Source organism: Duganella guangzhouensis (genome assembly GCF_009674535.1).
GTDB lineage: Bacteria > Pseudomonadota > Gammaproteobacteria > Burkholderiales > Burkholderiaceae_D > Rugamonas > Rugamonas guangzhouensis.
Genome location: NZ_WKJK01000060.1, coordinates 1 through 978, shown reverse-complemented (window position 1 = coordinate 978; position 978 = coordinate 1). Strand labels below are relative to the sequence as shown.

At 58.8% G+C, this 978-nt stretch carries 1 pseudogene; it reads left to right on the top strand.

What is annotated here, in order from left to right:
• Positions 1 to 106: 106 nt before the first annotated feature.
• A pseudogene (locus GJ699_RS33890) lies at positions 107 to 978 on the top strand (IS5 family transposase); the annotation flags it as partial.

The window sequence follows — 978 nt, the reverse complement described above, 5'->3', positions numbered from 1 at the left end:
ATTCCTAACCGTTTGATTCTGCTAGCGAAAGACCGAAAAACAGTAGCTGGGATTTGCAAACTTTCGCTAAAATGGTAGCAATTCCTTGCAAATTTCAGAGGCCTGAATGGGACCGAAGTCAGCTGGAGCACCAAGCGCAGATATGTTCCGCCAGCGGCTGGACGAACTGGTCAACCTGCAGCACCCGCTGGCCCAACTAGCCACCCACATAGATTGGAGCGTTTTCGAGCGCGAGTGGCCGGGCATTTTCCCTCGTCGCGTGGCCGTCCCGCCACCTCCACCAGACTCATTGCCGGCCTGCTGTACTTGCAGCATACATTCGCGTTATCGGACGAGGACGTGGTGTGGGGCTGGGTCGAGAACCCGTATTGGCAGTTGTTCTGCGGTGAGACCTGGTTCCAGCACCGGCCGCCGATCGATCCAAGCTCGTTGACGCGCTGGCGCAAACGCATCGGCGAAGCAGGCTTGGAATGGATGCTAACGCAGACCATCAAGGCGGCCGAGTCGGCACAAGTGGTCAAGCGCCAGAGCTTCCAAAAAGTGATCGTCGACAGTACCGTGCAGGAAAAGGCCATCGCCCATCCGACCGATAGCAAACTGCTGGAGCGGGCCAGGCAGCACCTGGTCAAGCTGGCCGCCGAAGCGGGACTGACGCTGCGCCAAAACTACAACCGCGAAGCACCCAAACTGGCGGTTCAAGTGGGCCGTTATGCGCACGCCAAACAATACAAGCGCATGCGCGCCAGCCTGAAGAAACTCAAGACGGTGGTGGGCCGTGTCTGGCGCGACGTGGCACGCCAACGCGAGAACATAGCGGGCACTTTGCAGGACAAGGCCGATGACCTGCTGGCCAAAGCCAAGCGCCTGCTGACGCAGAAACAGCGCGACAAAAACAAGCTCTACAGTCTACACGCGCCCGAGGCCGAGTGCATCGCCAAAGGCAAGACGCGGCAGCCCTATGAATTTGGCGTGAAGGTA